The following is a 25,931-nucleotide window of genomic DNA, read 5'->3' on the forward strand; positions in this document are numbered from 1 at the left end:
CGTTGCCGTCGAGCGCCATGTCGAGGATGAAGGGCTGGCCCTCCTCGAGGTCCACGGCGCCGTCGCGGAAGCGGGCGATGCGGATCTTGGGCCCCTGCAGGTCGCCCAGCGCCGCGACGCTGCGGCCGAGTCGATCGGCGATCTCGCGCACCCGCACGAGGCGCCGGCGGTGGTCGTCGGGCGCACCGTGGGAGAAGTTGAGGCGCACCACATCGACGCCGGCGCCGATCATCGCCTCCAGCACGCCGTCGCGGTCGCTGGCCGGGCCCAGGGTGGCGACGATCTTGGTGCGGCGGATGGGATCGTGGATGGGGGCGTGGGGGGGAAGCGTCATGGTGTCCTCGGCAAGACCAGGATGGCACGGAAATCGTTGACGTTGGTGCAGGTCGGCCCGGTGACGATCAGATCGTCGAGGGCCTCGAAGAAAGTATAGGCATCATTGCGTGACAGGTAAGCGATCGGGTCAAGACCCGCCTCCCTTGCACGGCCCCAGTCGCCGGGACCGAAGAGCGCGCCGGCGTTGTCCTCGGAGCCATCGATGCCGTCGGTGTCGATGGCGAGCGCGTGGATCCCCTCGGCGCCCTTGAGGGTCTCGAAGAGCCCCAGCAGATACTCGACGTTGCGGCCACCGCGGCCCGCGCCGCGCACCGTGACGCTGGTCTCGCCGCCGGAGAGCAGCAGCAGTGGCCGTTCGAGGGTGTCACGAACCCCCAGCGCCATCCGCCCCTGGGCACGGCCGAGTTCGCGGGCCTCGCCCTCCAGGTCATCACCCAGCAGCCGCACCTCGATGCCGCAGCGCTCGGCGGCCGCCCGGGCGGCCTGCAGGGCATCGCGGGCCCGGGCCAGCACCCGCGTGGCGTCCCGGGCAAATCCCGGCGCATGCAGCACCGCGGAGCCGTCATCGCCGAGAAGATGGTGGCGTATGGCATCCGGCAGGGCGATGGCATGGCGCTCGAGAATCGCCAGGGCATCCGCCGGGGTCGAGGCATCCGGCAGGGTCGGTCCGGAGGCGACCAGGGTCGGGTCGTCACCGGGGACATCCGATATCAGCCAGGTCAGCACCCGCGCCGGATGGGCCGCCACGGCCAGGCGCCCACCCTTGATCGCCGAGAGGTGGCGACGCACGGTATTGATCTCGCGAATCGGGGCACCGCAGCGCAGCAGCTCGCGGTTGATCGCCTGCTTCTCGGCCAGGCTGATGCCCGGGGCCGGCAGGCTCATCAGCGCCGAGCCACCGCCGGAGATCAGCGCGATGACGAGGTCCTCCTCGCCGAGCCCGGATACGGCCTCGAGCATGCGCCTGGCGGCCTGCTCGCCGAGTTCGTCGGGCATGGGGTGCGAGGCTTCCAGCACCTCGATGCACCGACGGGATGCCTCGTGGCCCCGTACACCATGACCATGGCGCGTGACCACCAGACCACTCAGGGGAGCCGCGGGCTGGCGCTCCTGCCAGGCTCGCTCCAGGGCGGCGGCCATGGCCGCGGCAGCCTTGCCGGCCCCCACCACGACGGTGCGTCCCGGTGGCGGTTCGGGCAAGACCTCGGGCAGCAGGGCATCGGGGTGGACGGCGGCGACGGCGGTGTCAGCCAGTTGCCTGAGCCAGGCACGCGGGGCCATCGCGTCGCCGAGGAGCTCTGGCCTGCAGGACTCGGGCTCGCCAGGCGCTGGTTCCAGGGTCCTGGAGGGTGAAATCGCGGACATCGGGTACTCCTCGCCGCCTCCGGCAGCAACAGGAAGGAAAGGGGTAGAAAGCAGAGGGAGACAAAAGGACCCGGCGACGGGCGGGGTTTCGGAAGGAAGAACCCGCCGCCGGGCAAGGCCACCTCGCGATGGCCGGGGCAGACGACGACCCGACGCCTGCCCCCAGGGAGCAGTCACCTCCCCCGTCTTTCGCCGACCAAGCACGAAGGCCGGCGAAAAACCTCGTCGGCCGTGAAACCACCTGCCGTGGGGCGGTTGTTCCACGCGCCCTCAGGATGGCTCAGGGCGTGCGTCCGCTCAGGAGCCGACCTCGTGGTCGGCCAGCGCCTCCAGCGCCCGCAGGATGCCGGCATGATCCCAGTCGGCGCCGCCGTGGGCCGCGCAGGCCTGGAACAGCTGCTGGGCATTGGCGGTACCGGGCAGCGCCAGGTTGAGGCTGCGCGCCCCTTCCAGCGCCAGGTTGAGATCCTTCTGGTGCAGGCGGATGCGGAAGCCCGGGTCGAAGGTGCGCTGGATCATGCGCTCGCCGTGGACGTCGAGGATCTTCGACTGGGCCAAGCCACCGAGCAGCGACTCGCGCACCTTGGCCACGTCGGCGCCGGCCTTCGAGGCGAACAGCAGGCCCTCGGCCACGGCCTCGATGGTCAGGGCGACCACGATCTGGTTGGCGACCTTGCAGGTCTGGCCGGCACCATGGCCGCCGATATGGGTGATGGTCTTGCCCATGATCTCGAGCAGTGGCCGGGCGCGCCCGAAGCCCGCCTCGGTGGCGCCGACCATGATGGTCAGGGCCGCGTTGATGGCGCCACCCTCGCCGCCGGAGACCGGGGCGTCGACGTACTCGCCGCCGGCATCGGTGATGCGCCGGGCGAACTCCCGGGTGGCGATCGGGGCGATGGAGCTCATGTCGATGACCAGGGTGCCGGGCTTGAGCCCCTCGACCACCCCGCCCTCGCCGAACAGCACCTGCTCGACGTCGGGGGTGTCCGGGACTATGGTGATGACCACCTCGCTGGCCTCGGCCACCGCCCGGGGATCGTCGAGCTCCTTGATGCCCTTGGACGCCAGGGTCTCGTCGAGCTTGCCGCGCTTGACGGTGGTCAGCTCGTGGCCGGCGTCCAGCAGATGCCCCGCCATGGGGCGGCCCATGATGCCCAGGCCAATGAATCCGATCTTGCTCATGATGTCTCTCCTCTGTCTTGCTTGTCGTTGCGCCTTGATGCGGCTTTTTCGTGGCATACGCCGGCGGCATGGCCCCTTTGGGGTCAGACCCCAACCAAGCCGCCGGGCCTGTCATGGGGCACGTCTCAGGCAGTGAGTCTCTCCGCCGGGGTCTGACCCCAAAGGGACCGCCAGCGCTGGAGAGCCCCCAGAGCGTCTTCAGCCGCGCACCGCGTCCAGCCAGCCCAGCCCTTCGCGGGTGGTGGTCTTCGGCTTGTACTCGCAACCGATCCAGCCCCGGTAGCCCAGTCGATCCAGGTGGGCGAACAGGAAGGGGTAATGGATCTCGCCGGTGCCGGGCTCGTGGCGGCCGGGGTTGTCGGCGAGCTGCACATGGGCGATGCGATCCAGGTGCCTCTCGATGGTCGGGGCGAGATCCCCTTCCATGATCTGCATATGGTAGATGTCGTACTGCAGCTTGAGGTTTCGGCTTCCCACCTCGTCGAAGATCGCCAGGGCCTGCTCGGTGCGGTTGAGGAAGAAGCCCGGGATGTCGCGGGTATTGATGGGCTCGGCGAGCAGCAGGATGCCGGCGGCCTCGAGCCTGTCGGCGGCGAAGCGCAGGTTGTCGATCAGGGTCTCGCGGGCCTGCTCGTCGCTGACGCCCTCCGGCTGGATACCGGCCAGGCAGTTGACCTGCTCGCAGCCCAGCGCCGTGGCGTACTCGATCGCCTTGTCGACGCCAGCGCGGAACTCCTCGACACGGTCCGGGTGGCAGGCGATGCCCCGCTCACCGGCGGCCCAGTCCCCGGCCGGCAGGTTGTGCAGCACCTGGGTCAGGCCGTGGGCGTCGAGCCGCGACTTCAGCTCGGCGGGCGAGTAGTCATAGGGAAAGAGGTATTCCACCCCCGTGAAGCCGGCGTCGGCGGCGGCCTCGAAGCGGTCGAGGAAGTCCTCCTCGGTGAACAGCATGCTGAGGTTGGCGGCAAACTTGGGCATAGCGTTCTCCTTTGGGTCGTGCGTTATCACTCGGGGCCGATCCGGCGACAGGCCTTCGAGGAGGCGCTGTGAACCCGTCCCTGGGCGCTACCGACGCCATCCATGGCGCAGGACCTCCTCTTTGGCCTGTCCCCGGCGCCCCTCGCAACGTTTTACATGTCAGGTCAGGGCGGCGATGGAGGTCGGCGCATCGGCAACGTTCTCGGCCAGGGCCTCGAACTCGTTGACGCCGTCCAGGTCGGTTCCCATGGCGATGTTGGTCACCCGTTCGAGGATGATCTCGACCACCACCGGCACCTGGAACTGACGCATCAGGTCCCGTGCCTCGGCGAAGGCCGGCGCAATCTCCTCGGGCTTGGTGACGCGCAGCGCCTTGCAGCCCAGCCCTTCCACCACGGAAACGTGATCGACGCCGTAGTCGTTGATCTCCGGGCAGTTGACGTTCTCGAACGACAGCTGCACGCAGTAGTCCATGTCGAAGCCGCGCTGGGCCTGGCGGATCAACCCCAGGTAGGAGTTGTTCACCAGCACATGGAGGTAGGGCAGCTTGAACTGGGCGCCGGCGGCCAGCTCCTCGACCATGAACTGGAAGTCGTAGTCCCCGGAGAGCGCCACGATCTCGGCGTCCGGATCGGCACGCCGTACCCCCAGCGCCGCCGGAATGGTCCAGCCCAGCGGGCCGGCCTGGCCGCAGTTGATCCAGTGGCGCGGCTGGTAGACGTGCAGGAACTGGGCGCCGGCGATCTGCGACAGCCCGATGGTGCTGACGTAGCGGGTGTTCTTGCCGAAGACCTTGTTCATCTCCTCGTAGACCCGCTGCGGCTTGACCGGCACTTCGTCGAAATGGGTCTTGCGCAGCAGGGTGCGCTTGCGCTCCTGGCACTCTTCCGCCCAGCCGCTGCGATCCTTCAGCTTGCCGGTGGCCTTCATCTCCCGGGCGACCTCGACGAACAACTCGAGCGCCGCCCTGGCGTCGGACACGATGCCGTAGTCGGGGCCGAAGACCCGGCCGATCTGGGTCGGCTCGATATCCACATGGACGAACTTGCGCCCCTGGGTATAGGTCTCCACCGAGCCAGTGTGGCGGTTGGCCCAGCGGTTCCCGATCCCCATCACGAAGTCCGAGGCCAGCATCGTCGCATTGCCGTAACGGTGCGAGGTCTGCAGGCCGACCATGCCCGCCATCAGCGGATGGTCATCGGGAATGGTGCCCCAGCCCATCAGGGTCGGGATGACCGGCACCCCGGTGAGCTCGGCGAATTCGGTGAGCAGCTCGCTGGCATCGGCATTGATGATGCCGCCGCCGGCCACGATCAGCGGCCGCTCGGCCTCGTTGAGCATGGCGATCGCCTTCTCGGCCTGGGCCCGGGTCGCGGCGGGCTTGTAGGCCGGCAGTGGCTCGTAGGTGTCGGGGTCGAACTCGATCTCGCTCATCTGCACGTCGATGGGCAGGTCGATCAGCACCGGGCCGGGGCGCGAGGAGCGCATCAGCTGGAAGGCGTGCTGGAAGGCCCGCGGCACCTGGGCCGGCTCCAGCACGGTCACCGCCCACTTGGTGACCGGGCCGGCGATGGCCTGGATGTCCACCGCCTGGAAATCCTCCTTGTGCAGCCGGGCACGGGGCGCCTGGCCGGTGATGCAGAGGATCGGGATGGAATCGCCCGAGGCGGAATAGAGCCCGGTGATCATGTCGGTGCCGGCGGGGCCGGAGGTGCCGATGCACACCCCGATGTTGCCGGCCTTCGTGCGGGTATAGCCCTCGGCCATGTGCGAGGCACCCTCGACGTGGCGGGCCAGGACATGGTCGATGCCACCGAGCTTGCGCATCGCGGCATAGAAGGGGTTGATGGCGGCGCCGGGCACTCCGAAGGCAACATCGACGCCCTCCTTCCTGAGCACGTGAACGGCGGCTTCTGCGGCGGTCATGCGAGCCATGGAGATTCCTCCTGTGAGTGGCCTTGTTCTTGTGGAGAGTTGTTATTGGAAAATATTTCTGTATACGAGACTAGGACCGCCCGAATGAGGCGTCAACATTTTCTGGAAAATATTTTCATAACTTTTTTGGGACACGAAAAAACCCAAGCAATATCAATTGCCTGGGTTAGTTAGCCTGCGAAAAATCTGACCGATTGGTCAGCCCGGAAAGCATTATCCCTCCCGACGCCCCTTGCGACGGGTCAGTTCAGGTCCAGTTCCACCTTCCCGATACCGGCGAAGCTCAGCGTCGCCCGCTGCCCGGCACGCCCCCTCGAAGGTGGCGGTGGTCATCACCTCGCCAGCGGCGAAGCTGATGGGGCAACGCACACGGGCGCAGGAGACGCCATTGGCCTAACTGGTCTTCCCCGAGCATCACGGGACAATGGAAGGTGACGAACGCCTCTCGAGCAAAGGCTCAAACCATCAGCTGGCGCCTCAGATCGATAAACTTGACTCGACATCCGTATTTCTTGCGACGATCGATCGGTCAACTCCGGCGGGCGGCTAGACTGCCGCGCGTCGCTTGCCTTCGAACAGGCGGTCGCGCGACCCGGTCAGGTGCTGACGCATGAGATCACGCGCCAGTTCGGGATGGCGTTGCTCGATCGCCTCGGCGATGGCGCGGTGCTCTTCAAACACATGTCGCAGGCCATCGGGCGTCGTCTTGAGCGACAGCCCGTGAAACTGCATGCCGACGGCGATGTGGTCTTCCAGCGCCTCCATCGCCGTCGCGTAATAGCGGTTTCCCGACGCCTGTGAGATCGCGAGATGAAACTGGAAGTCTGCGTCCTCGCGGTGCCGGCGACGGTTGGTTGCGTCACGCAGCATGTCCAGGGCGGACTTGATGCGCTGGAGGTCTTCCGCGTTGTGCCGTTCCGCCGCCCGGGCTGCTGCCTCCGGTTCGACACTGAGGCGGAAATCATAGCAATCTTCCAGATCGGCAATGTTTTCTATCTGTCCGAAACCCAGCGGCTGCCGTAGGCCGAGGCTTCGTACGAAGCTGCCCGCGCCGCGCCGAGAATAGATCAGTCCTTGCTCGCGAAGCTTCTGGAGCGCGTCCCGCACGATGGGGCGAGACACCTGAAACTCGGCGGCAAGCTCATGTTCGGTAGGCAGACGCTCGTCGGGTTGGTAGGACCCCGACTTGATCGCACGCTGCAGATGGTCGTAGACCATCTCGCCTAAACTACGTCGTCCCGAAGTCGGTTCCCGTCTATCACTCATGCGGCTGTTCCGTTATGTCGTGCAGACCATTTCGGCGACCCTGGCAAGCGTGTCATTCGCGCCGAAGCCGCCCGATTTAGTGATGATTATAATATCCCCGGCGCGACAGACTGGAAGCCCGGGAAGAATTTCACCCAGCAGCTCCATGACCAGAATACCGTTGGCCTGTAACACGGCCTCCGCCGTCGCGCCACCCGTCAGGAGCAAGGTCACGGCGCCGGGCTCCACGAGCTGGGCCAACGACGCGGCCAGGCTGGCCGCCACCGTCTCGCCCGCGACCGAACCGGGCCCTGAAACGGCCTGCAACACCATCAGTCGCGCTGGTTGTCCCGGCGCTGCGACCAAGCAGCCGTTCGGTGCCGGAAGATGCACGGCATCCGGGTGCGCTGCCAGTAGCGACTCGATCTGAGCCAGGGTGATCATGTCCCGCGACCCTGCGACAATGCACAGCGCCGGGGGGAAGGACAGTGGCGCATCCTCCGGGTTGCGATGATCGGCCATGCGCCGCGCCACCCGTTCGGCCAGAGTGCGCGCGCCGAGCAGCAGGGTATCGGGATCGGTCGCGTCAAGCCACAGGTCCATGTCCTCGTCATGCACGATGTCGGGAATGCAGGCGCGGTTGGCATGGTGGCCGAGGGCGGCGGCCACCGATATCGGCGAGTCCACGCCGAAACCGCTGACGCACCCATTGCGCACGACGCGATCGAATAGCGGGATCGCCGGCATGGCGACGAGCCGGTGGAAGGGGATTCCGTCAAGCTCGGCGGCGATCGGCCCCTTGAGCCGGGAGTCGACCTTCTTGAAGATGGGGGTGCCGGCAGGCAGTGTCGCCACTACCTGCGCTACCCGCCGTCTCGCTTCATCCGGGGAAGCGTCGCGCGTTTGCGTCGAGATGGCCAGGATCTCGGGGCGTCCCTCGGCTAATACGCGATCGATGGCCTCTGGCGAGGTCACGGCAAGGGTCCGCAAGCCATATCGTGCGAACGCCGCGCCGGAGTCGAGCGCGCCGGTCAGATCGTCGGCAACGATCGCCAGTCTCGGAAGTTCAGTCGTGGGCGCCATCGCAGCTCTCTTTGGGAATTCGCTTGATGATTGATTGCACGTCACCGCTTGGCCTGGCGACTCGCTCGACCGGCCATCAGGGGGATGCCCTGGCCGAGGTGGCATCGGCATACCCCCTGCGGCCAGCTCGATTGCGGCATGGGCATCAGGTCCCTTGGCCGGGTGTGTACAACCGCCGGTGAGACGCCAAGCGCTGCGATCTAAAGCGCGGCACGGTATATCTCGAGCGCGTCGCCGACGGTCATGTCGCGTGGGTTATTGTCCATAAGCCGCCGGATGCCGTGTGCCTCCTCGGCCCAACCAGGCAGGTCCTGCTCTCGGGCACCGTGTTTGGCCAGGCGCATCTCGACGCCGAGGTCACGGCAGAAGGCATGCGCAGAAGCCAGCAGCGACTCGGGGGAGTCGTCGAAGTCAAGCCCCAGCGCATTGGCGATTTCGCGGCTCTTCTCGAGTCGCACCGGCACATTGTAGGCAAGCACGTGCGGGAAGATGATGGCATTCGACAATCCATGCGGCAGGCCGAGCCGTGTGCCGAGGGGATAGGCGAGCGCGTGGCCGGCGGCGGTATTCACCGGGCCGAGGCAGATCCCGCCGTAATACGAGGCGAGGATCATGCCGGCGCGCGCCTCGGTATCCTGACCATCGGCGACCGCACGGGGCAGATACTTTCCGATCAGGGACATCCCCATCCGCGCATAGCCGTCGATCAGGTCGTGCGCCTTGATGTTGGTGAATGCTTCGACACAATGCGCCATCGCATCGATCCCGTTCGCGGCGGTCACGGCGGGCGGTACCGAGTAGGTGAGCACGGGATCGAGTACGGCGAAGTCGGCCAGCAGGAACGGGCTTTCCACCGCGATCTTCGATTTTGTCTCAGGATCCGTGACCAGTGCACGAATGCCTGCCTCGGATCCGGTGCCGGCCGTAGTGGCGACCTGGGCGAGGGTGGTGCGACGGCCCTGCACGCGGTTCGGCCCGGCGACGTCCCTGAGCGTCTGCTCGCCGTCCCAGAGTGCGGCGACCAGTTTGGCGATGTCCATCACCGACCCGCCGCCGAGGCCCACGACCAGGTCGGGTCGGCAATCGCGGGCTACGGCAATCGCCCGGTCGAGTGCAGTGGTGTCGGGCTCTGGCGGAATGTCGGCGAAGACGGTGACCTGCCCCGGCAACTCGAGGGCGTCGACATAGCCCGCCGTGTGCTCACCGGCGATGACCAGCGGTCGCCGGGCCCCTGCCGCCCATGCCCCCAGGCGGGCGGCGGCGCCAGTGCCGACTTCCAGTTGCTGGGGTTGATGAATGGTGATCGGGTTGTCGATTGCGGTCATGCTGCCCCCTCATGCTCGAGTTCTTCCATCTGCGCCCAGATCGACGCACGTTCTTCGTCGTCAAGTTCAACGAACGGCGGGCGGACGCGGGTCCAGCCGTCCAAGCCCCGGCGTCGGGCGAGCATCGCCTTGACGGTTGGCAGCTGGACATAGGCGTTGCTCAGTTCGCGCCACGCGTTGATGCACGCTTGCGCCGCCGCGACCTCTGCCTCTCGCGCGGGATCCTCCCACCCATCGAAGACGACCCTCAGGTCCGACGCGACCAGGTTCGAGCTGGCCGTGATGCAACCGGCGCCTCCCGATTGCAGCAAGGGCAGCATCAACGGGTCGGCCCCGGCCATCACGGCACAGTCCGGACACTCGGCGATGGTGCGGCGCATGTTGTCGAGGTCGCCGGAGCTGTCCTTCACCCCGACCACGATCCCGGGATAGGCGGCTTGCAAGCGAGCGATGAGCTGCTGCGAGATCGCGACCCCCGACATCTGGGGAATGTGATAGAGAATCACCCGCAGCCGGTCGTCGGCGATCCGGTCGATGGTCTCGGCGTAGGCACGGAAGAGCCCTTCGTCGCTGACGCCCTTGTAATAGAAGGGGGGCAACAGCACGACCGCCCGAACACCGGTTTCTACCGCGTGGCGAGTCAGGGCCACGGTGTCCGTCACGCTGGTCTGTGCAGTCCCGGGAAGCAGCCGTGATGGGGCGATGCCCGCCTCGATGACGCGGTCGAGGAGGTCCTGCCGCTCCCACAGGCCCAAGGAATTCGCCTCGCCGGTCGTGCCGAGGAGGGCAATACCGTCGCAGCCCTCCTCGATCAGGGCGTGGCAGTGATGGGCGAAGGCGGCGTGATCCGGGCTGCCGTCCTCGGCGAAGGGGGTCGCGGCGGCACAGAACACGCCGCTGATGTCGTGAGTCTTCATTGACACCTTCCTGCCGCCAGTTTGCGCGCATAGGCGATGGCGGCGTTCATGTTGGTGTGGTTGGCCTTGCCGGTACCGGCGATGTCGAAGGCGGTGCCGTGATCCACCGATGTGCGGTCGATCGGCAGTCCCACCGTGACGTTGACGGTCGTGTCGAATGCCACGAGCTTGATGGGAATATGGCCCTGGTCGTGGTACTGCGCGATCACCAGGTCGAAGCCGCCCTGATAGGCGCGGTAATAGACCGTGTCGGCCGAAATGGGGCCCTCGACGCTGATGCCCTCATCCCGTGCCTGGGCGATGGCCGGCCCGATCTGTTCCACGTCCTCGTTGCCGAAAAGGCCGTTCTCGCCGCAATGGGGGTTGAGCCCTGCGACGGCTATCCGTGGCGTCTCGATCCCGATGCGTCGCAGGTGCGCGTGTCCCGCGCGGATCGTGTCCAGCACACGCTCGGGCGTGACGCGACCGATCGCCTCCTTCAGCGAGACATGGGTGGAGACGTGGATCACCTCCAGCCGTTCGGATGCCAGCAGCATGAAGGCCGAATCCGCCGCCGTCAGGCTACGCAGCAGGCCGGTGTGGCCATCGTAATGGTGACCGGCGGCATTCAGCGCCGCCTTGTTGATGGGGGCCGTGACGATGCAGCCGATCGCGCCGGCCTCGGCCGCGCGCACCGCCGCCTCGATGAAGCGGAAGGCGGCGTCGCCGGCCGCAGGGTCGAGTCGCCCCCAGGGTAATGGTGCGCCTGGCACGTCCAGATCCTCGACCAGGCCAGAGAGATCGAGCGAGGTGCCGACCACCGTCTGGGCCGCCTCGAGCGTCGCCAGGTTGCCGAAGACGCGCGTTTTAGCTCGCTGTTCGGGTGTCATCTCGGCCAGTGCCTTGACCGTTATCTCGGGACCGACCCCGACCGGGTCGCCCATTGTGATGCCGATGATGTCGTTCATGCGATTGCTCCGTTGATCCAATCGAGGCTGAGCCGAACGTGCTTGATGGCCCGCCGATACAGGGTGTAGGCGATGTCCACCTGCCCGTCGGCCCGCTGCAGGATGACGGGGTAGGACAGCTCCTTGTTGCGGCCGTCCACCGAGTTGTTGGAAAGACAGGTACCCGGGGCGTCCTCGATGACGATGCGGTGCGGGAAGCTGCGGCCATCGTCCTCGGACAGGCAAAGCGTCAGCGGCGCACGCGGCACGCCCCAGGTCGGCAGGCAGCCGCCCACGGCGTCGGGCCGGTCGTCGTCCTCGCCCAGTTCGTCATAGAGTGACGCGCGCCGATCCTGGGACATCGCCGCCGAGACCGGATTGCAGACCATGGCGATTCGCCCATCGGCGAGTCGCGTCACGCCGATCGAGGAGTTGTTGTTCGGCACGTCGGTGGGGACGGGGGGCGTCCAGGTATGGCCGCCGTCGACGCTTTCCGAGCGGTGCACGAAATCGGCCTGACGTCGACGATAGAAGGCGGCCAGCCGGTCGTCCCCGAGGGGCACGGGTGACATGTGAACCGCGCCCAGCGAGTCCGGCACGTCCTCGACCGTCCAGGTGTCGCCCCGGTCGGTCGATACCGCCATCGCGGCCGTGTCGTGGCTGCCATTCCAGCGTTGCCCTGGGCGAGGATTGCAACGAAACAGCGGCAGCATCCATGCACCATCGCCTCGGATGCGCAGGGGGGCGCGGATAAAGGTCCCATCCGGCAAGCCGATGTCGCGGCATGGGCCACTGGCGACGTGGCCACCATCCAACTCGAGTCGGCGCATCATCACCCGCGCCTCGTCCTGGTTGCCGGCGGGCTGGGCCGTGTTGAACAGCATTATCTCGCCCTCGGGCGACGTGAAGATCACCGGGTTCTGCTCGGACCGGGCCGGGTCGTCGGTGAGGCGTTGCGCAGGCCCCCAGGCATCGGCGCCCGGCGCCAGTACCGAGGCGTGGATCGAGATGTCCGACTTGCCTTCGAGCGTTCCGCCGAACCACGCGCAGAGCAATGCGCCATCGGGAAGAACGGAAAGGAAAGCGGCATGATTCTGCACCGCCGATGACGGCAGGATCGCCTTCATCCCGCCGGGGCGAGCGACCAGCGTTCCGTCCATGCGGGCTGCGATTTCGTCGGGTGTCATTCGTGCATTCACTCCATGCGTCATTGGGGCACTCTCGCTGCCCGGTGACGGTGAGCATCGTCATGATCAAAGATGTTGTCAAGTTAACCGGGAAGCCACCACCTATAGACCAAAGGATAAATATTGATTTTTATACTTATAGATCAATATTTTAAAAATAGTAAAAAACAGACAGTATTGGCGATTCCATTTATTGATTGACAACTTCTTGAGGGGTGAGCCATGGTTCGGAGGTATTCCACAGGCAGGAGGAAACCCGATGCCGGCGACATGCCCGGGGAATGGCACCACAGCGAACAACGCGACACTCGCCGCCTTGCTGGTCGCCGGTGCGGCGACGCTCAGCGCTGTCGACGCCGTGCTCGTGCGCCTGGTCTCGGCCGAGGTCCACCCCTTCGTCATCGGCTTCTTCCGCAGCGTCTTCGGCCTGCTCGCCTTCGCCCCCTGGATCGTGACCCATCGCCGTCTCCTGGCGACGAACCACCGTGCGCTCCATGCGGTGCGGGCGGTGCTGAAGCTGCTGTCGCTGGTGGCCTTCTACGCCGCCTTCGCCGCCGCCTCGCTGGCCGATGCGACGGCGATCATGTTCACCGCCCCCATCTTCCTGACGCTGGGCGCGGCGCTCTTCCTGGGCGAGCGGCTGGGGCCGGGGCGGATCGTCGGCGTTCTCGCCGGCTTCGCCGGGGCACTGATCGTGCTGCGTCCAGATGCCGGCACCGTGTCGCCGGCCTTGCTCTTCGCGCTGGCCGGCGCGGCACTGGTCGCGGTGGCGCAACTGATGCTCAAGTCCATGTCGGCGCGCGACAATACCGACACCCTCGTCGCCTGGAATCTGATCGTCACGGCGCCGCTCGCGCTAGTCCCGGCAGTGTTCTTCTGGACCACGCCGTCTCCGGCGGTCTTGGGGCTCCTGGTCCTTCAGGGCGTGCTCGGCGCCATCAACATGGCGATGATGACCCGCGCGTTCAGCCTGGCGGACGCATCGCTGGTCGCACCGATCGACTTCCTGCGCCTTCCGGCGGTGGCGCTGCTGGGCTTCGTGATGTTCTCGGAAATCCCCGACACGGCCACCTGGATCGGCGCCGCGGTCATCGTGGGTTCCGCTCTCGTCGTATCGAACGGCGAACGGCTCGTGCGAATCGTGCGCAATAATCGCTAGTAAGCCATATCGCTCAGCGCTTGCGGCGGAGGCAGCGACGCCGCGGGCCGTCTCAACAACACGCTGCGAAATATCAGGAGAAAGGGAATGAAACCCAACCATCTATTGATCGGCGCTCTGCTCGCGTCGGCGTCCCTCGGCCCGGCCATCGCGCAGGAAAACAAGAACGTCACGGTCGTCCTCGCCGAAGAGACCGACCTGGTCGAACCCTGCATGGCAACCCGTTCGAACATCGGTCGAGTCGTCATGCAGAACATCTCGGAGACACTGACCGAGCTCGACGTACGCGACGGCGGTGGCGGCATCAAGCCACGCCTCGCGGAAAGCTGGGAGCAGGTGGACGACAACACCTGGCGTTTCCACCTGCGCCAGGGTGTTACCTTCTCTGACGGGTCCAGCTTCGACGCCGAGGATGTCAAGCATTCATTCGCTCGCGCGATGAGCGACCAGATCAGCTGCGAGATAGCGCGCTACTACAGTGGGATGGAAATCACGCCGGCCATCGTCGACGAGCATACGATCGATTTCACGGCAGAGCCGGCGCAACCCATCATGCCACTGCTGATGTCGCTGCTGACGATCGTCCCGTCGGAGACGCCGGTCGAATTCACCCGTGAGCCCATCGGCACGGGTCCCTACACCCTGGCGGAGTGGAACCCTGGCCAGAACATCCGGCTGGAACGGCGCGACGATTACTGGGGCGATACGCCCGAGGTGAGCGGCGCGACCTATCTGTTCCGGCAGGATCCGGCCGTGCGTGCCGCCATGGTGGAAACGGATGAGGCCGACATCGCCCCGTCGATCTCTGCCATCGAGGCGGATGATCCTGAACTCGATCATTCCTATCCGAACTCGGAGACCCTCTACCTCCGGCTCGATCATTCGATGGCGCCGCTGGATGATCGCCGGGTGCGGCTGGCCATCAACCATGCCATCGATCGCGAGGCCTTCGTCGGCTCGCTGCTGCCCGAGGGCACCGAACTGGCCACGGCCATCGTGCCGCCGACGACCCAGGGCTGGAACGCGAAGCTGACTCCGCCGGCGTACGACCCCGAAAAGGCCCGCGTACTGCTCGAGGAAGCCGCTTCGGCTGGTGTGCCGGTCGATCGAGAGATCACCCTGGTCGGCAGGACGGGCAACTACCCGAATGTCACGGAGGTGATGGAAACGTTGCACTTCATGCTTTCCGACGTCGGCTTCAACGTCGATCTCCAGATGTATGAGGTCGCCGAGTTCGAGAACCTCTACTCCAAGCCCTATCCCGAGGATCGCAATCCGCAACTCGTGGCGGCGATGCACGACAATGCGCGTGGCGATGCGGTCTTCTCGATGTACTTCAAGTATCACTCCGAAGGCCGTCAATCCGGCATCGCGGATGCCCGCGTGGATGAGCTGATCGCCCAGGCGACCGCGGCGACCGGCGAGGAGCGGGCCAAGCTCTGGTCGGAGCTCTTCGGTTACCTTCACGATGACGTCGTGGCCGATGCGCTGCTGTTCCACATGGTCGGGTTCGCTCGCGTCAACGAACGTCTCGACTGGGAGCCGACGATTGCGACCAACAGCCAGCTACAACTGGCAGACATCGCCTTCGAATAACAACCTCGACGCGGGGCGATCGGCATCGCCCCGCCTACCCCAAGACCAAGGAGACGCCATGAAACGCATGATTGGACAACGAGCTGCGGCGAGTTTCCTCGCGCTGCTAGGGCTCGTGGTGCTGGTGTTTTTCCTGTCCCGGTTGACCGGGGACCCGGCCGCCCTCTACCTGCCCATCGATGCCTCCCAGGAGATGCTCGAGAACTTTCGTGAGATCCACGGCTTGAATGACCCGCTGCTGGTCCAGTTCGGCAATTACGTCACCGATCTCCTTCGCCTGGATTTCGGTGAGTCGATCCGCAAGGCCCGCCCCGCCATCGATGTGGTGCTCGAAGCCTTCGTGTGGACCTTGCAACTGGCACTCATCACCATGGCGCTCGTCACCGTCACTGCCGTAGTGCTCGGCTCACTCGCGGCCTTCCGGGTCGGCGGATTGTTCGACCGGCTGACTTCGCTGATCTCGCTCGTCGGTGCCTCCGCCCCCGATTTCTGGATCGCCATCGTGGCGATTGTGCTCTTCTCTGTCCAGCTGGGATGGCTACCCACCTCGGGCACCGGCAGCGTCTGGCACTGGGTGCTACCCGTCGCGGTACTGTTCGTACGGCCCTTCGGGCTGATCCTGCAGGTCGTACGGGGCTCGATGATCTCGGCGCTGACCTCGGCCTATGTCAAGACGGCGCGGGCCAAGGGCGTTCGCAACCGCCCGATCATCTTCGTGCATACGCTGCGCAACGCCATGCTGCCCGTCATCACGGTGATCGGTGACCAGGCGGCGGCGATGCTGAACGGCGCCGTCATCGTCGAGACGATCTTCGGCTTTCCCGGCGTCGGCAAGCTGATGATCGACTCGATTCTCCAGCGCGACTTCAACGTGATCCTCGCCTCGATCGTGGTCACCGCGCTCGCGATCTTCATCATGAACCTCCTGATCGACATGGCCTACGCCGTGCTCGATCCTCGGATCAGGTACTGACCGATGATAGTTTCCGCCCCCGTTCCCGATACCAACCACCGGCCGGCACAGCGCCTGTTCACCGTGCTGCGCATGCTGTGGGCCGACAAGTTCGCTTTCTGTGCCGCACTCTTCCTGCTGGTCATCTTCGCCTGCGCCCTGCTCGGCCCGGCCGCTCTGTCCGAAGCGGCCTCCCAGGTGAACCTGCGCGGACGCAACGCGCCGCCGTTCTCGCTCGAAAACGGCTGGCAGTTCCTGCTGGGGGGAGATGCCCTTGGCCGCCCACTGCTCGCTCGTATCATTGTCGCGGCGCAGAACACTATCATGGTCGCTGCCGGGGCGGTCGCCTGCTCGATGGTGATCGGCACCACGCTCGGCCTGATCGCCGGCTATGCAGGGCGTCGCGTGGGGCAGGTCATCATGCGACTGGCCGACATCATCATGTCGTTTCCCTCGCTGCTCCTGGCGGTCATCGTGCTCTACATCCTCGCCCCCTCGGTCGGGAACCTCATCATCGTGCTCGCGATCACCCGCATCCCGATCTATCTGCGCACGACGCGCGCCGAGGTCCTGGAGATTCGTGAGCGGATGTTCGTGCAGGCCGCCCGCGTCATGGGCGCGTCCACGCCGCGCATCGTGTTCCGGCATATCCTGCCGGTGATCGTGCCGACGCTAATGACCATCGCGACACTGGACTTCGCCTTCGTGATGCTGGCCGAGTCCTCGCTGTCGTTCCTGGGTATCGGCATCCAGCCGCCCGAGATCACCTGGGGCCTGATGGTCAGCCAGGGCCGCTCCTATCTGACCACTGCCTGGTGGCTCGCCTTCTGGCCAGGCCTGGCCATCATCCTGACAACGCTTTCGCTCAACCTGCTATCCAACTGGCTGCGCACTGCCCTCGACCCGGTACAGCGGTGGCGCCTTGAACTGGGAGGCAAGAAGACATGACCGACCATCTGCTTGAGGTCCAAGACCTGTCCGTGCAGTTTCATTCGGCCGCGGGTACGGTGAACGCGGTGAACGGGGTAAGCTGGCACCTCGACCCTGGCGAGACACTGGCCATCCTGGGCGAGAGTGGCTCCGGCAAGTCCGTTTCCGCCTCCGCGATCATGAACCTGATCGACACCCCGCCCGGGGAGATCACCCAGGGCCGCATCCTGTTCGAGGGGCGCGACCTGCTCACCGCGAGCGCCGAGGAGCGTCGAAAGATCAATGGCTGCCGGATCGCGATGATCTTTCAGGACCCACTGAGCCACTTCAACCCGGTCTACACGGTGGGCTGGCAGATCATGGAGACGCTCACGGCCCACGGTCGCCCGAAGGAAGAAGCCCGCAGCCGAGCCCTCGAACTGCTGCACCGCGTGGGCATACCCGAGCCGGAAGCGGCGATGGACCGCTATCCTCACCAGTTCTCCGGTGGCCAGCGACAGCGCCTGATGATCGCCATGGCGCTCGGGCTCCAGCCCGACATCCTGATCGCCGATGAGCCGACCACCGCACTCGACGTGACGGTTCAGGCCGAGGTGCTTGCCCTGCTCGAAGAACTCCAGCAGCAAACGGGCATGGGCCTGCTGCTCATCACCCATGACCTGGGCGTCGTGGCCGAGACCGCCGACCGGGTCGTGGTCATGGAAGGCGGGCGGATCGTCGAGCGGGGAACCGCGCGCGAGGTTTATCACAATCCCCGCCACCCCTATACCTGCAAGTTGATCGCGGCTGCGCCTGGCAAGGGGGAGATGCGTGATTCCGCTCTCTCAGGGGAGCCACTATTAAGGCTGGAGAAGGTGTCGAAAAGCTACGGCACTTTCACCGCGCTCAAGGGAGCATCCTTCGACCTCAGGGCCGGTGAGACGCTGGCGATTGTCGGGGAAAGCGGCTCGGGAAAATCGACGCTGGCCAAAACGCTCCTGCGTCTGGAGGAGCCCTCGGGTGGCCGCGCGCTGTGGGAGGGCGAGGACCTGTTTGCCAAGACGCCTCGTCAGATGGCCCGGGTACGGCGCCAGTTGCAGATGGTCTTCCAGGATCCGACCCAGTCGCTCAACCCACGCATGTCGGTGTTCGACCTGATCTCGGAGGCGTGGGTCATCCATTCCGAGATATTGCCTCGTGCACAGTGGCGGGACCGTGTGCTGCAGTTGCTCTCGCAGGTCGGACTTCAGCCCGAGCACGCCGCCCGTTATCCTCACCAGTTCTCCGGCGGCCAGCGACAACGCATCGCCATCGCTCGGGCGCTCGCGCTGGAGCCGAAGCTCATCGTCTGCGACGAGGCGGTCTCGGCGCTCGATGTGTCGATCCAGGCGCAGGTGATGGACCTTCTGGCAAAGCTTCGTGAGGAACTCGGGATCGCCTTCATTTTCATTGCCCACGACCTGCCCGTGGTGAGGGATTTTGCCGACCATGTGATAGTGATGAAGAACGGCAAGATCGTCGAGCAAGGGACAGTGCGCGACATCTTCGACAACCCACGCGAACCCTATACCCAGAGGTTGCTTGCAGCAGGCCTCGATCCCGACCCCGACGTGCAGGCTGCGCGGCGCGAGGCTCGAGAAGCTCTGGAACGGCGTGCTCCGATGCAGGAGCCTGCTTGACGTGGCGAACGGCGCGCCCGGACCGCAGATCCTCTTCGGCGCGTCGTACTTTTATCACCTTATTCCTCAGCCAAGGCCGGGCGACAGACGTCCGGCCGTACCGGAGATATGCCTATGACACTGCAATCGCGATCGCATGCGTCGGCCCTCGGTTATTTCAAGTGGGCTTTTGTCGTTACCAGTGCTGGGCTTGCCCTGGGTGGGTGGTTCGGCTGGCAGATGACGGGCACGATCGGCGGTGCAGCCTCGATCTTTTTCATCTGCTGCGTACTGGCGGTGCTGGAAATCTCGCTGTCCTTCGACAACGCGATCGTCAACGCCAACAAGCTCAAGGACATGACGCCGAAATGGCAAAAGCGTTTCCTGACCTGGGGTATCCTCATCGCCGTCTTCGGCATGCGCGTACTCTTCCCGCTCCTGATCGTGGTGATCGCGGCGAAGATCGGCCCGTGGCAGGCGGTCATGGTCGCCGCCTCGCAGCCCGAACAGTACGCAGCCATCATGCACGACGCCCACCTGCCCATCGCCGCCTTCGGCGGCACCTTCCTGATGATGGTGGGTCTGAAGTTCTTCTTCGATCATGAAAAGGACATCCACTGGGTCCACGCGCTGGAGGAGTGGGCCAGTCGCTATTCCTCGATCCGCGGCATCGAGATCGCTATCGTGCTTGTCATCATGCTCGCTGTTTCGCGCTTCCTCCCGGCAGGTGAGATGACGGTGTTCATTCGTTCGGCGGTATGGGGGCTCTTGACCTTTCTCGTGGTGGAAGTCTTGAGCGGCATCCTCGACATGAAGGAAAAAGCCTTGTCGGGCGCGGCAAAGGGGGGCTTGGGCGCCTTCGTCTATCTCGAGGTACTGGACGCCTCCTTTTCCTTCGACGGCGTGATCGGTGCCTTTGCACTGACGCAGAATATGATTGTCATTGCTATCGGGCTGGGGATCGGCGCCATGTACGTCCGCTCCATGACCATCATGCTCGTCGAGAAAGGCACGCTATCGCAGTACCGCTACCTTGAACACGGCGCCTTCTACGCGATCCTTATCCTGTCGGTCATCATGTATATGCAGACGCTATACCATATTCCCGAGGTCATCACCGGTCTGGCCGGGGCAGGGCTGATCGGCGTCTCGCTTGTTTCCTCGATTCGGTGGAATCGCAAGAAAAGCAGGGCTGAGCTGCAATCACAAGCCTGAAAAAGATGGCCATGGAACGTCCAGCTCCCACCGCCAGTCGGCCCATCACCAGCCCGCCGCTGGCGGAAGATGCCTGCCAGGTGCTGCGCCAGTGGATCGTGCATGGCCGTCTGGCGCTGGGAGGAATCGACCCAGGAGCATCATGAGATCCTCGAGGCACTCAAGGCCCGTGACGGGGAGCGGGCCCGGCGCCTGCTGGCCGATCATGTCCAGCACACCGGCGATGCCATCGCCGCCATCAACCGCGGTTGATCCTGCCGTCGAACACGACGGCACCCGCCGAGCGGCGGGTGTCATCGTGTCAGGGCCTCTGCCCGGTCGCATGACCGGGCAGGGTGCATCAGCCGCGCTTGCTGTAGGGCAGCGCCATGTGGCGATTGACGTCCTTGTACAGCAGATAGCGGAAGGGCCCCGGGCCACCCGCATAGCAGGCCTGGGGGCAGAAGGCGCGCAGCCACATGTAGTCGCCTGCCTCGACCTCGACCCACTGCTGGTTGAGGTGATAGACCGCCTTGCCCTCGAGCACGTAGAGGCCGTGCTCCATGACGTGGGTCTCGTCGAAGGGAATCACGCCGCCGGGCTGGAAGGTGACGATGGTCACGTGCATGTCGTGACGCAGATCCTCCGGGTCGACGAAGCGGGTGGTGGCCCACACCTCGTTGCAGTCCGGCATCACCGTCGGGGCGATGTCGTTCTCGTTGACCACGAAGGCCTCGGGTACCTCGATGCCGTCGACGTATTCGTAGGCCTTGCGGATCCAGTGGAAACGCACCGGGGCGTCGGATTCGTTGCGCAGCTGCCAGTCGCTACCCGGCGGGATGAAGGCGTAGCCGCCGGGCTCCATGTGATACTTCTCGCCGGCGATGGTCAGCACCGTTTCGCCCTCCACCACGAAGAGCACGCCCTCGGCGCCCGGGTCGGTCTCGGGCCGCTCGCTGCCGCCGCCGGGGGAGACCTCCATGATGTACTGGGAGAAGGTCTCGGCGAAGCCGGACAGCGGACGCGACAGCACCCACAGGCGCGTGTTCTCCCAGTGGGGCAGCTTGCTGGTGACGATGTCGCGATAGACGCCCTTGGGAATGACCGCGAAGGCCTCGGTGAACATGGCGCGGTCGGTGGTCATCACCTTCTGGCTGGGATGGCCGCCCTGGGGGGCGTAGTACTGACGCTGACTCATGGGGTTTCCTCTTATTCGCTGGTAGAGGCGACGACCTCGCCTTCCGGCAGGGTCACGCGGATGCCGATGGGGTGCTCGTCGCAGTTGTTGCCCTCGCCGCCGCGGTCCACCACCAGGAACTCGCCCTCGCGCTCCAGCACCGACTGGATGGCGTGCCAGGTGCCGGCGCGGTAGTTGACGCCCTGGCGACCGTCGGTGACGAAGGCCCGCACGCTGTCGGGGTCGATGGTGTCGCCGGGAGGAGCCACCACCACCAGGAAGCGCTCCTCGTGCATCGGCACGAAGGCCTGGCTGCCCTGAGGATGGCGCTCAAGGAAATCCAGCTCCAGCGGCACACTGACGGGTTGGCTGACGAAGATGCTGATCAACGCCCGCGCTTGCTCGCCGAGGGTCTCGACCCTGGCCAGGTCGTGATAGCGACGGGTGCGGCCTGCATTGATATGGAAATAATCGGACGTGCGGGTATCGATCACGTCGCCGAAGGGCGCGAAGGCCTCAGGCGTCAGGGGACGGGCCTCGAGTTCCAGCATACAACCTCCTGTGTGGGAGAGGCTCACCCTCCCGGGAATGAGAGACGGCCGAGGCGGACACATCCCAAGGCGCCGACGCCTTCGCTCGCCACGAAGTCTCCTCGAGCACCAGGCATTGACCTCCGGGCCATCCGGTACCCTCATCTTAGCTTCTGAAACTAAAATTTCAAATCTTCGCGAAAAGTGAAAAAATAATTGTGGAATTTTTTTCCATAATGGGCTTCAATCGAACCCAGACGCAGCAGCCGAGGAGGAAGACACACCGAGCACCCCACGCCCCATGAGGTCGTGTCCCATCAGTTGACCACTGTTTCGTGAGGACCGGATTCAGGTCACCGCGATCCCCTTGTGCAATCCCGAGCCCATCCACCCGGCAAGGGTGACGATGCGACTCCACTCAGATCCAACAACAATCCGAGGTCTTGTATGTCTCAACAACCTCAAGCCAGTGAAGCCGAAGCCGTTTTCAACAAACCCAAGCGAGCATTTCAGATACCCCATATCTACGCCATCCTGTTCGTCTTCATCGCCATCGCGGCGGTGGCAACCCACTTCGTGCCGGCCGGCGAATTCGAGCGGATCCCCGGCCCCGCGGGGCGCATCACCATCGATGCCGAGTCCTTCCAGTTCGTCGAGCCCAACCCGACCGGCATCGTCGACTTCATGCTGGCGATACCCAATGGCCTGATGAGCGCCGGAGAGGTGGTATTCTTCACCTTCATGATCGGCGGCATGTTCATGGTGTTGCGGCGCACCGGCATCATCGAGATCGGCGTCGACAAGCTCAGCCGCCAGTTTGCCGGCCGAAGCCTGCTGATGATCCCGGTGCTGATGACGGTGTTCGCCGTGGTCGCCACCATCATCGGCACCCAGGAGCTGGCGCTGGTCTATGTGCCAGTCATCCTGCCGCTGATGATCGCCCTGCGCTTCGACTCGGTGACCGCCGCCGCCGTGGCGCTGTGTGCCACCACCGCTGGCTTCACCACCGGCATCCTCAACCCGATCAACACCGGGCTGGGGCAGCAACTCTCCAACCTGCCGCTCTACTCCGGCTTCGGCCTGCGGGCCGCCGCCTTCGCCATCGTGTTGGGTGCCGGCATCTACTTCGTCATGCGCTATGCCCGCAAGGTCCAGGCCAGCCCCGAGCTCAGCCTGATGGCCGGTGACGAAGACGAGGCCGAGAAGCGCTCGCTCTACCAGCATGCCACCGACGAAGGCGCCCTCATGGCCAACGGCCGCCAGAAGCTGGCCGCCATCGCCACCTTCGCCTTCTTCGGCCTGCTGGTTTACGGCGTGCTGCGCCAGGGCTGGTTCATGATGGAGATGGCCGGCCTGTTCATCGTCATGGGCATCGTCGTCGGCCTGATCGCTGGCCTGACCACCGAGCGCATCTGCGAAGCCTTCAACAAGGGCTTTCGCGACGTGCTGGTCGGCGCCATGATCGCCGGGGTGGCCCGCGGCGTGGCCGTGGTGCTCGAGGATGGCCAGATCATGGATACCCTCGTCTTCGGCCTCGGCAACCTCGTCGGTGAACTGCCCACCCTGCTGTCGGCCATCGGCATGTATTTCTCCCAGCTGGCCTTCAACTTCGTGGTGCCCTCCGGCAGCGGCCAGGCGCTGGTCACCATGCCGATCATGGCCCCGCTCTCCGACCTGATCGGCGTGACCCGCCAGACCGCGGTGCTGGCCTACCAGCTCGGTGACGGGGTCGGCAACATCCTCTTCCCGACCTCCGGCTACTTCATGGCCACCCTGGCCATCGCCGGTGTGCCCTGGCAGAAATGGGTGAAGTTCTTCTTCCCGCTGTTCTGCGTCTGGGTGCTGATCTCCATGGGCTTCCTCGCCTTTGCCCAGGCCACCCAATGGGTCGGCTGATCGCCTGACCCTCGCCCCTGCAGCCAGCCACCAGGCCCCACCCGGTATCACCGGGTGGGGCCTGGTGCCGTATGGGATTGCCGCCCGCACGATTCGCCCCCCGTCCTAACGGGTCGCCGGGGCCGGATGGTGCTCGGCCCAGTGGCGGGCGATGTCCACGCGGCGCGTCACCCAGACACGATCGTGGGCCTCGATATGGTCGAGGAAGCGCTGCAGGGCGCGGAAGCGTCCCGGGCGGCCGATGAGCCGGCAGTGCAGGCCCACGGAGAGCATCTTCGGCGCCTCCTCCCCTTCCGCATAGAGCACGTCGAAGGCATCGCGCAGGTAGGTGAAGAAGTGATCCGCGGTGTTGAAGCCCTGGGGAGCGGCGAAACGCATGTCGTTGCTGTCCAGGGTATAGGGCACCACCAGGTGGTCATGCAACTCGCCCTGGCTGTCCGCCTCGCGGGTCCAGAACGGCAGGTCGTCGCCGTAGTAGTCGCTGTCGTAGAGGAAACCGCCCTCGTCGAGCACCAAGCGGCGGGTGTTGGGACTGTCACGCCCGGTGTACCAGCCCAGTGGCTTCTCGCCATAGAGGCGCTGGAAGATCGCCATGGCGCGCTGCAGGTGCTCGCGCTCCACCGCCTCCGGCACCTCCTGGTAATGGATCCAGCGGTAGCCATGGCAGGCGATCTCGTGCCCCAGCTCCTTGAAGGCATGGGCCACCTCGGGGTGGCGCTCCAGGGCCATGGCCACCCCGAACACGGTCAGCGGCAGGCCACGGCGCTCGAACTCCCGCAGGATACGCCACACGCCGGCCCGCGAGCCGTATTCGTAGATCGACTCCATGCTCAGGTGGCGATCGGGAAACGACGGAGCGCCGATGATCTCGGAGAGGAACTGCTCGGAGCCGGCGTCGCCGTGCAGCACGCAATTCTCGCCGCCCTCCTCGTAGTTGAGCACGAACTGCACGGCGATCCTCGCCTTGCCCGGCCAGTTGGCATGGGGCGGCGTACGGCCATAGCCGATCAGGTCACGGGGATAGTCAGAAGACGTAAGCTGGGTCATGGCGCAATTTCCTGATTGTTATGGACACTCGACACGAGTGATCGGTGCGGCAGCGCGTGGACGGCGGCCGGGCGCATCCCCCGGGGTGGGTACAGCCCCTCACGGGGCACCGCCACCCACTGCGATAGCCCACGACAGTAGCGGGCCAGGAATTTATGTATACAAGAAAAAGATAGGGTGTGTTCAATGCGACTGCAACCCCTTTTCCGTCTTTTCCTGCCACCGACGCCTGTGGACACCACTCCTGTGGTGATACAAGCCCGCCAGGACACCCTGTGGAGAGAGACAGGTCATAATGTATACAATTACGCAATGCAATTGTCGCCACAAAGAGGGGCGAATCAGGCTAGCGACCATGGTCTAGTAGGCAGCCCTGGCCGAAAACATCTCGAAATACGCCACAACCTTTTGTTTCCAAACAGATATTCCCTCTCCTGGCAGGTTTCGCTCTACGACTTGCAGGCAAAACAAAAGCCATCTATTTTGTGTACAAAGACATTTTACGTTGTTCACAAGAGATACAAGAGAGCCAACGCCATGCATATCCGCGTCATCAACCCCAACACCACCGCCAGCATGACGGCGACGATCGGAGAGGCCGCACGCCGCATCGCCGCGCCGGGTACCCATATCTCGGCGACCCAGCCCGACGACGGGCCGGTCTCCATCGAGAGCCACTTCGACGAGGCGATCAGCGCCGTGGGCGTACTCGAGGAGGTGCTGGCCGGGGAGCGCGAGGGCGTCGATGCCTACGTGATCGCCTGCTTCGGTGATCCGGGGTTGATGGCGGCCCGCGAGCTGACCCGGGCACCGGTGATCGGCATCGCCGAGGCCGCCTTCCACATGGCCAGCCTGATCAGCACCCGTTTCTCCATCGTCACCACCCTGGGGCGGACCGGCATCATCGCCGAGCACCTGCTCGAGCAGTATGGCTTCCGTCACCACTGCCGCCGAGTGCGGGCCGCGGAGATCCCGGTGCTGGACCTGGAAGAGAATGGCGACGCCTCGCTGAACCGCATCATCGGCGAATGCCGCCTGGCCCGTGATGAGGACGGCATCGGCGCCATCGTGCTGGGGTGTGGCGGCATGGCCGACCTCACCGACGAGATTGCCCGGGAAGTGGGCCTGCCGGTGGTCGAGGGCGTCACCGCCGCGGTGAAACTGACCGAGGCGCTGGTGGGACTGGGGCTGGGCACCAGCAAGCATGGCGACCTGGCTTTTCCGCGTCCCAAGGCCTTCACCGGACGCTTCACACACCTTTCGGAGCTGACACCACGGCGCTGACCCGAACAACGCACCACCACGACACAGCACCACAACGACAAACCCAAGCC

Annotated in this window: 23 protein-coding genes; 9 read left to right on the top strand and 14 right to left on the bottom strand. The window is 65.2% G+C overall.

The features are described 5' to 3' along the window. The 11 genes from MKP05_RS02865 to MKP05_RS02915 form a co-directional block, all read right to left on the bottom strand. Positions 1-334 (bottom strand): pyruvate kinase (locus MKP05_RS02865; RefSeq protein ID WP_240566935.1); only part of this gene is annotated, 334 nt, incomplete at its 3' end. Continuing rightward, positions 331-1,617, bottom strand: coding sequence for a glycerate kinase type-2 family protein (locus MKP05_RS02870; RefSeq protein WP_240567128.1), 1,287 nt, complete (start codon positions 1,615-1,617; stop codon positions 331-333). The genes MKP05_RS02870 and MKP05_RS02865, both read right to left, overlap by 4 nt. Before the next feature lie 381 nt (positions 1,618-1,998). Then, positions 1,999-2,883, bottom strand: coding sequence for a 2-hydroxy-3-oxopropionate reductase (locus tag MKP05_RS02875; protein WP_240566936.1), 885 nt, complete (start codon positions 2,881-2,883; stop codon positions 1,999-2,001). Between the two features lie 198 nt (positions 2,884-3,081). Beyond that, positions 3,082-3,861: a hydroxypyruvate isomerase gene (gene hyi, locus MKP05_RS02880; RefSeq protein WP_110282348.1), complete on the bottom strand. Its 780-nt coding sequence runs from the start codon at positions 3,859-3,861 to the stop codon at positions 3,082-3,084. Between the two features lie 159 nt (positions 3,862-4,020). Then, positions 4,021-5,796, bottom strand: coding sequence for a glyoxylate carboligase (gene gcl / locus MKP05_RS02885; protein ID WP_240566937.1), 1,776 nt, complete (start codon positions 5,794-5,796; stop codon positions 4,021-4,023). Positions 5,797-6,342: 546 nt separating this feature from the next. After that, positions 6,343-7,062, bottom strand: a complete 720-nt coding sequence (locus MKP05_RS02890; protein WP_240566938.1) for a FadR/GntR family transcriptional regulator — start codon at positions 7,060-7,062, stop codon at positions 6,343-6,345. 12 nt (positions 7,063-7,074) lie between these two features. Further along, complete coding sequence (locus tag MKP05_RS02895; protein WP_240566939.1) at positions 7,075-8,124, bottom strand: four-carbon acid sugar kinase family protein; 1,050 nt, start codon at positions 8,122-8,124, stop codon at positions 7,075-7,077. Between the two features lie 200 nt (positions 8,125-8,324). After that, positions 8,325-9,449, bottom strand: a complete 1,125-nt coding sequence (locus tag MKP05_RS02900; protein ID WP_240566940.1) for an iron-containing alcohol dehydrogenase — start codon at positions 9,447-9,449, stop codon at positions 8,325-8,327. Continuing rightward, complete coding sequence (locus MKP05_RS02905; RefSeq protein WP_240566941.1) at positions 9,446-10,366, bottom strand: dihydrodipicolinate synthase family protein; 921 nt, start codon at positions 10,364-10,366, stop codon at positions 9,446-9,448. The genes MKP05_RS02900 and MKP05_RS02905 overlap by 4 nt, the downstream gene beginning before the upstream one ends. Further along, positions 10,363-11,313, bottom strand: coding sequence for a 4-hydroxythreonine-4-phosphate dehydrogenase PdxA (gene pdxA, locus MKP05_RS02910; protein WP_240566942.1), 951 nt, complete (start codon positions 11,311-11,313; stop codon positions 10,363-10,365). The genes MKP05_RS02905 and pdxA overlap by 4 nt, the downstream gene beginning before the upstream one ends. Next, a complete protein-coding gene (locus tag MKP05_RS02915) occupies positions 11,310-12,479 on the bottom strand; it encodes a sialidase family protein (protein WP_240566943.1) in 1,170 nt (389 codons plus the stop codon). The genes pdxA and MKP05_RS02915 overlap by 4 nt, the downstream gene beginning before the upstream one ends. A 259-nt stretch (positions 12,480-12,738) precedes the next feature. Here MKP05_RS02915 and MKP05_RS02920 point away from each other — a divergent pair, with 259 nt between their 5' ends. From MKP05_RS02920 to MKP05_RS02950, 7 genes are all read left to right on the top strand, one after another. Beyond that, on the top strand, positions 12,739-13,638 hold the full coding sequence (locus tag MKP05_RS02920; protein ID WP_240566944.1) for a DMT family transporter: 900 nt from the start codon (positions 12,739-12,741) through the stop codon (positions 13,636-13,638). An 87-nt stretch (positions 13,639-13,725) separates the two neighbouring features. Further along, the gene (locus MKP05_RS02925) at positions 13,726-15,234 is read left to right on the top strand and encodes an ABC transporter substrate-binding protein (protein ID WP_240566945.1); all 1,509 of its coding nucleotides are present in this window, start codon (positions 13,726-13,728) and stop codon (positions 15,232-15,234) included. 58 nt (positions 15,235-15,292) lie between these two features. Beyond that, on the top strand, positions 15,293-16,207 hold the full coding sequence (locus tag MKP05_RS02930; protein WP_110282368.1) for an ABC transporter permease: 915 nt from the start codon (positions 15,293-15,295) through the stop codon (positions 16,205-16,207). A 3-nt stretch (positions 16,208-16,210) separates the two neighbouring features. Beyond that, the gene (locus tag MKP05_RS02935; RefSeq protein WP_110282369.1) at positions 16,211-17,134 is read left to right on the top strand and encodes an ABC transporter permease; all 924 of its coding nucleotides are present in this window, start codon (positions 16,211-16,213) and stop codon (positions 17,132-17,134) included. Continuing rightward, complete coding sequence (locus MKP05_RS02940; RefSeq protein ID WP_240566946.1) at positions 17,131-18,774, top strand: ABC transporter ATP-binding protein; 1,644 nt, start codon at positions 17,131-17,133, stop codon at positions 18,772-18,774. The genes MKP05_RS02935 and MKP05_RS02940 overlap by 4 nt, the downstream gene beginning before the upstream one ends. Positions 18,775-18,888: 114 nt before the next feature. Continuing rightward, complete coding sequence (locus MKP05_RS02945; protein ID WP_240566947.1) at positions 18,889-19,968, top strand: DUF475 domain-containing protein; 1,080 nt, start codon at positions 18,889-18,891, stop codon at positions 19,966-19,968. 102 nt (positions 19,969-20,070) lie between these two features. Continuing rightward, positions 20,071-20,220: an FCD domain-containing protein gene (locus MKP05_RS02950; protein ID WP_219999874.1), complete on the top strand. Its 150-nt coding sequence runs from the start codon at positions 20,071-20,073 to the stop codon at positions 20,218-20,220. Between the two features lie 88 nt (positions 20,221-20,308). Here MKP05_RS02950 and MKP05_RS02955 read toward each other — a convergent pair whose 3' ends face one another. Together MKP05_RS02955 and MKP05_RS02960 are read right to left on the bottom strand one after the other, a co-directional pair. Then, positions 20,309-21,145 (bottom strand): bifunctional allantoicase/(S)-ureidoglycine aminohydrolase, encoded by an 837-nt coding sequence (locus tag MKP05_RS02955; RefSeq protein ID WP_240566948.1) that lies wholly within the window; start codon positions 21,143-21,145, stop codon positions 20,309-20,311. 11 nt (positions 21,146-21,156) lie between these two features. Further along, entirely contained in the window at positions 21,157-21,675 is a 519-nt protein-coding gene (locus tag MKP05_RS02960; RefSeq protein WP_240566949.1) for an ureidoglycolate lyase, read from the bottom strand. Between the two features lie 426 nt (positions 21,676-22,101). Here MKP05_RS02960 and MKP05_RS02965 point away from each other — a divergent pair, with 426 nt between their 5' ends. Further along, positions 22,102-23,550 carry a YfcC family protein gene (locus tag MKP05_RS02965; protein WP_110282375.1) on the top strand — a complete coding sequence of 483 codons (1,449 nt, stop codon included), beginning with the start codon at positions 22,102-22,104 and terminating at the stop codon, positions 23,548-23,550. Between the two features lie 105 nt (positions 23,551-23,655). Here the strand turns inward: MKP05_RS02965 and puuE are convergent, their stop codons facing one another. After that, on the bottom strand, positions 23,656-24,597 hold the full coding sequence (gene puuE, locus MKP05_RS02970; RefSeq protein ID WP_110282376.1) for an allantoinase PuuE: 942 nt from the start codon (positions 24,595-24,597) through the stop codon (positions 23,656-23,658). A 537-nt stretch (positions 24,598-25,134) separates the two neighbouring features. Here puuE and MKP05_RS02975 point away from each other — a divergent pair. After that, the gene (locus MKP05_RS02975; protein WP_110282377.1) at positions 25,135-25,881 is read left to right on the top strand and encodes an aspartate/glutamate racemase family protein; all 747 of its coding nucleotides are present in this window, start codon (positions 25,135-25,137) and stop codon (positions 25,879-25,881) included. Positions 25,882-25,931: the final 50 nt, after the last annotated feature.

Origin of the sequence: Halomonas flagellata, from assembly GCF_022487945.1 — a bacterium.
GTDB classification, from domain to species: domain Bacteria; phylum Pseudomonadota; class Gammaproteobacteria; order Pseudomonadales; family Halomonadaceae; genus Halomonas; species Halomonas flagellata.

What these genes read in the sequence shown, in the direction of transcription:
- MKP05_RS02870 (WP_240567128.1), bottom strand. Translation starts at nt 1,617, where the DNA reads ATGGCCCCGCGTGCCTGGCTCAGGCAACTGGCTGACACCGCCGTCGCC.
- MKP05_RS02875 (WP_240566936.1), bottom strand. Translation starts at nt 2,883, where the DNA reads ATGAGCAAGATCGGATTCATTGGCCTGGGCATCATGGGCCGCCCCATG.
- hyi (WP_110282348.1), bottom strand. Translation starts at nt 3,861, where the DNA reads ATGCCCAAGTTTGCCGCCAACCTCAGCATGCTGTTCACCGAGGAGGAC.
- gcl (WP_240566937.1), bottom strand. Translation starts at nt 5,796, where the DNA reads ATGGCTCGCATGACCGCCGCAGAAGCCGCCGTTCACGTGCTCAGGAAG.
- MKP05_RS02890 (WP_240566938.1), bottom strand. Translation starts at nt 7,062, where the DNA reads ATGAGTGATAGACGGGAACCGACTTCGGGACGACGTAGTTTAGGCGAG.
- MKP05_RS02895 (WP_240566939.1), bottom strand. Translation starts at nt 8,124, where the DNA reads ATGGCGCCCACGACTGAACTTCCGAGACTGGCGATCGTTGCCGACGAT.
- MKP05_RS02900 (WP_240566940.1), bottom strand. Translation starts at nt 9,449, where the DNA reads ATGACCGCAATCGACAACCCGATCACCATTCATCAACCCCAGCAACTG.
- MKP05_RS02905 (WP_240566941.1), bottom strand. Translation starts at nt 10,366, where the DNA reads ATGAAGACTCACGACATCAGCGGCGTGTTCTGTGCCGCCGCGACCCCC.
- pdxA (WP_240566942.1), bottom strand. Translation starts at nt 11,313, where the DNA reads ATGAACGACATCATCGGCATCACAATGGGCGACCCGGTCGGGGTCGGT.
- MKP05_RS02915 (WP_240566943.1), bottom strand. Translation starts at nt 12,479, where the DNA reads ATGACACCCGACGAAATCGCAGCCCGCATGGACGGAACGCTGGTCGCT.
- MKP05_RS02920 (WP_240566944.1), top strand. Translation starts at nt 12,739, where the DNA reads ATGCCGGCGACATGCCCGGGGAATGGCACCACAGCGAACAACGCGACA.
- MKP05_RS02925 (WP_240566945.1), top strand. Translation starts at nt 13,726, where the DNA reads ATGAAACCCAACCATCTATTGATCGGCGCTCTGCTCGCGTCGGCGTCC.
- MKP05_RS02930 (WP_110282368.1), top strand. Translation starts at nt 15,293, where the DNA reads ATGAAACGCATGATTGGACAACGAGCTGCGGCGAGTTTCCTCGCGCTG.
- MKP05_RS02935 (WP_110282369.1), top strand. Translation starts at nt 16,211, where the DNA reads ATGATAGTTTCCGCCCCCGTTCCCGATACCAACCACCGGCCGGCACAG.
- MKP05_RS02940 (WP_240566946.1), top strand. Translation starts at nt 17,131, where the DNA reads ATGACCGACCATCTGCTTGAGGTCCAAGACCTGTCCGTGCAGTTTCAT.
- MKP05_RS02945 (WP_240566947.1), top strand. Translation starts at nt 18,889, where the DNA reads ATGACACTGCAATCGCGATCGCATGCGTCGGCCCTCGGTTATTTCAAG.
- MKP05_RS02950 (WP_219999874.1), top strand. Translation starts at nt 20,071, where the DNA reads ATGGCCGTCTGGCGCTGGGAGGAATCGACCCAGGAGCATCATGAGATC.
- MKP05_RS02955 (WP_240566948.1), bottom strand. Translation starts at nt 21,145, where the DNA reads ATGAGTCAGCGTCAGTACTACGCCCCCCAGGGCGGCCATCCCAGCCAG.
- MKP05_RS02960 (WP_240566949.1), bottom strand. Translation starts at nt 21,675, where the DNA reads ATGCTGGAACTCGAGGCCCGTCCCCTGACGCCTGAGGCCTTCGCGCCC.
- MKP05_RS02965 (WP_110282375.1), top strand. Translation starts at nt 22,102, where the DNA reads ATGTCTCAACAACCTCAAGCCAGTGAAGCCGAAGCCGTTTTCAACAAA.
- puuE (WP_110282376.1), bottom strand. Translation starts at nt 24,597, where the DNA reads ATGACCCAGCTTACGTCTTCTGACTATCCCCGTGACCTGATCGGCTAT.
- MKP05_RS02975 (WP_110282377.1), top strand. Translation starts at nt 25,135, where the DNA reads ATGCATATCCGCGTCATCAACCCCAACACCACCGCCAGCATGACGGCG.